Raw genomic sequence first — 6,578 nt, 5'->3', positions numbered from 1 at the left:
CAAGAATGAAAACCATTGATTTATAAGGTGAACAGCCAAAGAAAACCGCCCGTAGGCGGTGAAGTGTTGAAGTCAGGTTGCCTTGGTCATGGGATTCCTGTGGCTGGGCACCGCCCCGTTGACCAATGAATTGGTGTTGCGGATGTTTGGCCTGCGTTATATTGCGACCCTGTTCGGCATCGTGTTCTTGGGCCACCAGATCGGTGGGTTTTTCGGCGTGTGGCTGGGCGCATGGATCTACGATCATACGCATTCCTACGCGTGGCTCTGGATTGCTGCGATTCTTATCGGGTGCGTCGCCGCCGCAGTGCACTGGCTGATCGACGATGCGCCGCTGATTGTGCGGGAAGGGACGGCGCTGCGTGCGGTGCGGTCATGAGAACGGCATCATGGCTTGGCGGGGTCGGGCGCGTCCTGATGGCCGGGGTAGGCGCATGGGTGCTGGGCTGGGTATTTCAAGCCTGGCGGGATGGCGGACTGCTGATGGCTCTGGTCAATGGGGTCTATGGGTGCAGCTGATCGACACTAAGCTGAACCGTCTGGTCTTTTCGCTGAATCCAATCCCCTTGGGGCGATCTTGGATGAGACCCATTTGCCGACATCCGATCCGATCTTGATGGCGCGCTTCTCGATGAAAAGCCAGGACGCGTATCCCAGCAATGCCGAAATTGCGATCGAAGCGATTTGGTTGAATCCGATGCCCCACTCTGGGAAATATTGCGCCATGATCTGCTGAACCGGCCAGCCCCAGAGGTACATGCCGTAGGAAACATCAATGCTGGGCTTGGGCCTGACCAGGGCCTTTTGGCTGGAAAAAAACAGAATGGCGTAAAAAACGGCGAGATAAAGAAAATAATAGCTGTATGTGGATTCCCGGAACAAGAAATACAAAGCCCACGCGCCGGCGACCCCCTTGAGGTGGATTTTGATCTTGTCCTTGAACAGGGCGAAGACCGATCCGGCGGCAAAGCAGGGCGCCAGCGTGGTGATCTCATGATTTTGAGGCAACCAGGTCAAGAGCAGCTTGTGGCCGGTGATCGAGTCCACCAAGATAAGCAGAAAAACCCCGACGGATAAAAGGCGGAATTTAAGCAAGCCCAGCAAAAAAACAGCAATCAGCGCGATATAGGCAAAGACCTCGAATGGAATCGACCACAAAGACCCATTGGCGGCGCTGATCGCATTGCCCTGAAATACCCCGGGAAGCTCGTACCGCACGTCCATGATCAGCCCGTGCAGAAAGTATTCATAAACCGTTGCGTTTGAAAAATAATTCCCGGGGGAGTGGGTCGAAAAAATCGGCCCGATCACAAAAGCCATGGCCGCCAGCACGGCCCCGAACGCAGGCCATATCCTGAAAAACCGTGAAATCACGAACTTGAAGAAATCTTTCTTCTCGACCAGACTGCTGGTCACCACCAAGCCGCTCAAAAAGAAAAACACCTTGACGGCAATTGATCCAGAATAGTCGATAGCCAACAGCCGCCCCAGAAAGTCCTGTTGCCCTGCGGTGGGCAGCAAGGCATAGGCGTGGCCATATATCACCATGGCCGCGGCAATCACCCGGAAAATGTCCAGGTTATTGTTTTCCTTGCGTAGGAGGGTGGATAGCAGCATGAATTGAAAATCCGGGGCCCTGCGGGGGTCGAGCGTCATGTTACAGGTTTTCCGGTATCTGGTCGTCGCGGGCGGTCGCATCGCCTGCCTGGGGCCGGGCACGCGCAGGCAAGCGGTTCGGGTAGACATCTGACCCTTAAAACACTACGGCGAGTATATGAATAGCCCGGCGCGCGGCTGGGCCGGTACTACCATCTTGACAGTACGGTTATCGAAAACGGAGCCTTTATGCACGCAGCCGCCTTGCCGCCCACTGGCGAAGAAACCGAACTGTCCCCGTGGTGGGGGCGCACCGTCTGGATCGTGTTGATCGTGGGCCTGGCGGGGCTGCTGTTCATCAGCGCACTGGCCTACCGCGATGCTCCGCCCACTCCCGCCCAGGTCGTGGACGAAAGCGGGCAGGTGTTGTTCACCGGGCAGGATGTCCGCGGCGGGCAGGCCGTGTTTCTCAAGTACGGCCTGATGAACAACGGCAGCATCTGGGGGCATGGCGCCTACCTGGGGCCGGATTATGCCGCCGAGACCCTGCACCAGATGGGGCAATACGCGGCCGCCGCCCTGGCGGCCCGCGAATTCCACAAACCCCTGGCCGAACTCGACACCACCCAAAAAGAAGCCGCGCAGGCCGGCGCGGCGTCACTGCTCAAGGTCAACCGCTACGACCCGGCCGCCGACACCCTGACATTCATTGCCGCACAGGCGGCCACCTGGAAAGCCCAGCAGCCCTACTGGACGGATTATCTGCGGCACCCGGAAACCAATGGCGGCCTGCGGCCCGACGCCATCACCGATCCCGCCGAACTGCATCGGTTGGCGGCCTTCATCACCTGGGCCGCCTGGGCATCGGTCGCCAATCGGCCCGATGCGGTGTATTCCTACACCAATAACTTCCCCTATGACCCCAGCGTGGGCAATACGCCCGCGGCGGGGGCGGTGCTGTGGTCGGCACTCAGCTTCCTGGTGCTGCTGGGGGGCATCGGGGGCGTGCTGCTGGTGCTGGGCCGCTTCGATTACCTGGGCTGGACCACTGAAGACAAAAGTTATCACCTGCACCCGCGCTTGCTGGAAGGCGCGGCCAGCCCGGGCCAGAAGGCGCTGGTCAAGTTCTTCATCGTCGTCACGGGGCTGTTTCTGGTGCAGACCCTGGTGGGCGGGGCCGCCGCGCACTATCGCGCCGATCCGGGCAGTTTCTATGGGTTCCAGCTGGAATCCATTTTCCCCAGCAACCTGGTGCGCACCTGGCACCTGCAGTCGGCCATCTTCTGGATCGCCACGGCTTATGTGGCGGCGGCGCTTTTCCTGGCGCGTTCGCTGCGCAGGGACGAGCCCAAGTCCATGGCGGCCTGGACTCATTTCCTGTTTGTCGCCTTTGCCATTGTCATTGGCGGCAGCATGCTGGGCGAATGGGCCGGCATGTGGGGCAAAATGGGCGGCCTGTGGTTCTGGTTCGGCAACCAGGGATGGGAATACCTTGAACTGGGCCGGGCCTGGCAGTACCTGCTGATCGTGGGGCTGATTGTCTGGTTCGCCATGATCTGGACGTTGGCGCGCCCCCGCGACGCGGCCAATCCCCAGGCCAAGCCGCTGGCCAGGCTGTTTCTCTGGGCCTCTCTGGCAATTCCCGTCTTTTACCTGCCGGCGGTCTTTTACGGGGCCGAAACCAACTTCACCGTGGTGGATCTCTGGCGCTTCTGGATCGTGCACTTGTGGGTCGAAGGCTTCTTCGAGTTCTTCGCCACCACGGTGGTGGCCCTGACCTTCTTCCAGATGGGCATCACCAAGCGCAATGTGGCGCTGCGCGTCATCTACATGGACGCCATTCTGTTTTTCGCGGGCGGGATGCTGGGCACCGGGCACCACTGGTACTTCAGCGGCCAGGGCCACCTGAACATGGCTGTTTCCGCCCTGGTTTCGGCGCTTGAAGTGGTGCCGCTGACCCTGCTGACCCTGGATGCCTGGGATTTCGTGCGCACCACGCGCGAGGGCAAGACCCAAAGCGGCGAGCAACTGCACGTGCCCCATAAATGGACGTTTTATTTCCTCATGTCCGTGGGGTTCTGGAATTTCCTGGGGGCGGGCGTCTTTGGCTTCCTGATCAATACGCCCATCGTCAGTTACTTCGAGACCGGCACGCAGCTGACGCCCAACCACGGGCATGCCTCGCTCATGGGGGTCTTCGGCATGTTGGCGCTGGCGTTGACCGTCTTCGTGCTGCGTCAGGTCACCAGCGACAAAAACTGGCCAGGGATCGAAAAATACGTCAAGGTCGCCTTCTGGGGCACCAATCTCGGCCTGTTGATGATGGTGGTCATGAGCCTTTTCCCCAGCGGCATCCTGCAAACCTGGGATGTCCTGCAGCATGGCTATTGGCATGCGCGCAGCGTGGCCTTCACGCATACGACACGCGCTTTCATCATTGAATGGCTGCGCCTGCCGGGCGATCTGGTGTTCATTATTTTCGGATCCATCCCCATCACCATTGCGGCGATCAAGACATATCTCGGGATGCGCGCCGACGCGGCGCGGGCCAAAGCGCCCGCCGCGCATTGAGCGATCCGCTGCCCGGGGGGCGTCGCCGCTGCGAAGGCAAGCGCCGTCCGCGTCAGTGCCTGGCGCGGGCGAAGGCGGTTTGTCGGTCGATGTGAGCGGTGTCGAGCGCCGGCTTTTTGCGGGCGTTACATGACGGTGTCGTGAAACCGCAGCCGATCCTGGCATGCCGACAGAATCTGGGGCTGCAGCGTCTGCAGCAGGGCCAGATCCGTATCGGGCTGGATGTTCGACCAGCTGCCGCACGGATGGTGGCTGCGCAGCGTATAGGTATCGGGGTCGAAAGCGACGATCAGGCGATTGGTCTTGGATTCAAAGATTCTCATCCGGGCGGCGCCAGGGGTGGTGCGGCCGATGTAGATTTCTCCGTTGGCGTGGAATTCGTATGCCATGTGGTTCCTTTTTAGCGCTTTGGCACCATGCCGGGCGCGCAAGTCGGGGTAAGCGGCCCATTGAAAATGCCCGCGGTCGCGGGCGTTGCTGTCCCACGGGTTGCTTTGGTCAAGCCACATCGTTTGTCCACCTTGTGCGGGTCACAGGTTGGCATGGGGGATCGCCCCAACTCTTGATGCGAAAAGAACTAATTATTTTAATTTCGCACGGCGATTTGTCAAGCACGCCCAGTGCGCGCATGGATTTGTCAAGCCAGCGGGGGGCGGCATCAGCGCCTGCGGACGTTGCGGACGTCCCGACATGCCGCCCTTGCCCCGAGCGGCGTGCCGGGGCCGTGAACCGCCGGGCTATTGTGCAGGCGCGGCGGGCGCTTGCAGGGGCGACGCGGGCTGGGCCATCTGGGCCTGCTGCACGGCCTGTTTGCTCTGGGCCTCCCGTTCCCGCAGGGTGACGTAGGCCGGCGCCTGTTCCAGCTGCTCCTTGGTCAGGCTCACCACCGCGATCCTGGTTTCGGGGTTGAATTCCACCTTGTTCAGCGGCACCCCGACGTCTTTGGCCCCGATGCCCAGGAAGCCGCCCACCCCGATCAGCACATTCACGGTCGTCTGGTTGCGGTCCAGCACCAGGTCGGTGACCTTGCCGATGCTCTCGGCGTCGTCGCCGGTGCCATTGAGGACGGTCATGCCGATCAGGTTGCTGGCCAGGACTTGCGAGGATTCCTGCTGGTTCGTGGTGGTCTGGCCGCCCGCTGGCGGCATGGCGGCGTCCGTTTTCGCTGGCGCCTGGGCGTATGCGGTCGAGCACAGCATCATCGAAGCCAGGGCCAGCGCAGTCAGAGAGTTTCTTGTTTGCATGGACATTACCTCCTGTGAAATGAGAACGCGTACTTATCAAACTACCCGTCCCGCATCCGTCGGGGCAAGCGCGGTATGTTGGCGTCTGTTAGATAATGATTCCCGCCGGTGCGGGCGTGGCCTGCCGCTGTCGGCGAAAAGGCTTTTGCCGCGCCAGGTTGTAAAACATTGCGCGCTCCGGGAAACCCGCTTTCCACGGCGGGGCGGTGTCTTTCTGTTAATCCCGATAGGGGGTGCAACTCGTTATGTCCGGCAACAAATTCAGCCCGCCGCCGCCCGGTTTCGCCCGGTGCGCACGCCGCCGCCGTGCCCTCGCCCGCCTGGGAGTAGGGTTAATTTATAGTCTAAAGCAATCACTGTAATAAAAACAATCAATTTTACTTATCGACAGGGATTGCCTACACTGACCCTGTTGCCGATTTTCAAGCCGGTCATTCAACTTAGAAGGAACCCACATGTCTCTGATCAACACCACCATCAAGCCGTTCAAAGCCACTGCTTATCACAATGGCAAGTTCGTCGACGTCAGCCACGAAACCGTCGCCGGCAAATGGGCGGTTTTCGTGTTTTATCCCGCTGATTTCACCTTCGTCTGCCCGACCGAACTCGAAGACCTGGCCGACCACTACGCCGAATTCCAGAAGCTGGGCGTGGAAGTCTACTCCGTGTCCACCGACACGCACTTCGCCCACAAGGCTTGGCATGACACTTCGGACGCCATCAAGAAGGTCAACTACCCCATGATCGGCGACCCCACCCATGTGCTGTCCAAGAACTTCGACGTGCTGATCGAGGAAGAAGGCGTGGCCCTGCGCGGCACCTTCGTGGTCAACCCCGCTGGTGAAATCAAAGTGCTGGAAATCCACGACAACGGGATCGGCCGCGATGCGTCCGAACTGCTGCGCAAGGTCAAGGCTGCGCTGTACATCGCCGCCCACCCGGGCGAAGTCTGCCCCGCCAAGTGGGAAGAAGGCGCCAAGACCCTGACCCCGTCCCTGGATCTGGTCGGCAAGATCTGATCTTTCTGTCTTGTCGATGGGGCGGCGGCCACCAGCGCCGGCCCGCTCCGTCACGCGACAGCGGCCCGCTTGAATCGGGCCGCTGATTTTCCCCCCATGCCGCGTCAGGCGCGATACGATCAAGTATTGCGCCGGGGGACTGTTTTTT

The 6,578-nt window shown here is 60.4% G+C and carries 6 protein-coding genes, 1 pseudogene and 1 riboswitch; of the genes and pseudogenes, 4 read left to right on the top strand and 3 right to left on the bottom strand.

The features are described 5' to 3' along the window. Positions 1-79 precede the first annotated feature (79 nt). Positions 80-379 (top strand): annotated as a pseudogene (locus tag ACMHYJ_RS16100) (MFS transporter); the annotation flags it as partial. Further along, a complete protein-coding gene (locus ACMHYJ_RS16095; protein WP_414247191.1) occupies positions 376-519 on the top strand; it encodes a hypothetical protein in 144 nt (47 codons plus the stop codon). The pseudogene ACMHYJ_RS16100 and the gene ACMHYJ_RS16095, both read left to right, overlap by 4 nt. Before the next feature lie 6 nt (positions 520-525). On the opposite strand, the gene ACMHYJ_RS16090 is transcribed toward ACMHYJ_RS16095, so the two are convergent. Beyond that, positions 526-1,656: an acyltransferase family protein gene (locus ACMHYJ_RS16090; RefSeq protein WP_414247190.1), complete on the bottom strand. Its 1,131-nt coding sequence runs from the start codon at positions 1,654-1,656 to the stop codon at positions 526-528. 189 nt (positions 1,657-1,845) lie between these two features. On the opposite strand from ACMHYJ_RS16090, the gene ACMHYJ_RS16085 reads away from it, so the two are divergent. After that, on the top strand, positions 1,846-4,167 hold the full coding sequence (locus ACMHYJ_RS16085; protein WP_414247189.1) for a nitric-oxide reductase large subunit: 2,322 nt from the start codon (positions 1,846-1,848) through the stop codon (positions 4,165-4,167). A 125-nt stretch (positions 4,168-4,292) separates the two neighbouring features. Here the strand turns inward: ACMHYJ_RS16085 and ACMHYJ_RS16080 are convergent, their stop codons facing one another. Then, positions 4,293-4,556 carry a hypothetical protein gene (locus ACMHYJ_RS16080; protein WP_414247188.1) on the bottom strand — a complete coding sequence of 88 codons (264 nt, stop codon included), beginning with the start codon at positions 4,554-4,556 and terminating at the stop codon, positions 4,293-4,295. A gap of 86 nt (positions 4,557-4,642) precedes the next feature. Next, a riboswitch (SAM-I-IV-variant riboswitch) is annotated at positions 4,643-4,741 on the bottom strand. A 163-nt stretch (positions 4,742-4,904) separates the two neighbouring features. After that, entirely contained in the window at positions 4,905-5,411 is a 507-nt protein-coding gene (locus tag ACMHYJ_RS16075) for a PRC-barrel domain-containing protein (protein ID WP_414247187.1), read from the bottom strand. Between the two features lie 455 nt (positions 5,412-5,866). Here ACMHYJ_RS16075 and ahpC point away from each other — a divergent pair, with 455 nt between their 5' ends. After that, positions 5,867-6,430, top strand: a complete 564-nt coding sequence (gene ahpC / locus ACMHYJ_RS16070; protein ID WP_414247186.1) for an alkyl hydroperoxide reductase subunit C — start codon at positions 5,867-5,869, stop codon at positions 6,428-6,430. Positions 6,431-6,578: the final 148 nt, after the last annotated feature.

This window comes from Castellaniella hirudinis, from assembly GCF_047468865.1.
GTDB classification, from domain to species: domain Bacteria; phylum Pseudomonadota; class Gammaproteobacteria; order Burkholderiales; family Burkholderiaceae_B; genus Castellaniella; species Castellaniella hirudinis_A.
The sequence above is the reverse complement of the archived record's forward strand: the minus strand, read 5'-3'. Positions and strand labels throughout refer to the sequence as shown.

What these genes read in the sequence shown, in the direction of transcription:
- ACMHYJ_RS16095 (WP_414247191.1), top strand. Translation starts at nt 376, where the DNA reads ATGAGAACGGCATCATGGCTTGGCGGGGTCGGGCGCGTCCTGATGGCC.
- ACMHYJ_RS16090 (WP_414247190.1), bottom strand. Translation starts at nt 1,656, where the DNA reads ATGACGCTCGACCCCCGCAGGGCCCCGGATTTTCAATTCATGCTGCTA.
- ACMHYJ_RS16085 (WP_414247189.1), top strand. Translation starts at nt 1,846, where the DNA reads ATGCACGCAGCCGCCTTGCCGCCCACTGGCGAAGAAACCGAACTGTCC.
- ACMHYJ_RS16080 (WP_414247188.1), bottom strand. Translation starts at nt 4,556, where the DNA reads ATGGCATACGAATTCCACGCCAACGGAGAAATCTACATCGGCCGCACC.
- ACMHYJ_RS16075 (WP_414247187.1), bottom strand. Translation starts at nt 5,411, where the DNA reads ATGCAAACAAGAAACTCTCTGACTGCGCTGGCCCTGGCTTCGATGATG.
- ahpC (WP_414247186.1), top strand. Translation starts at nt 5,867, where the DNA reads ATGTCTCTGATCAACACCACCATCAAGCCGTTCAAAGCCACTGCTTAT.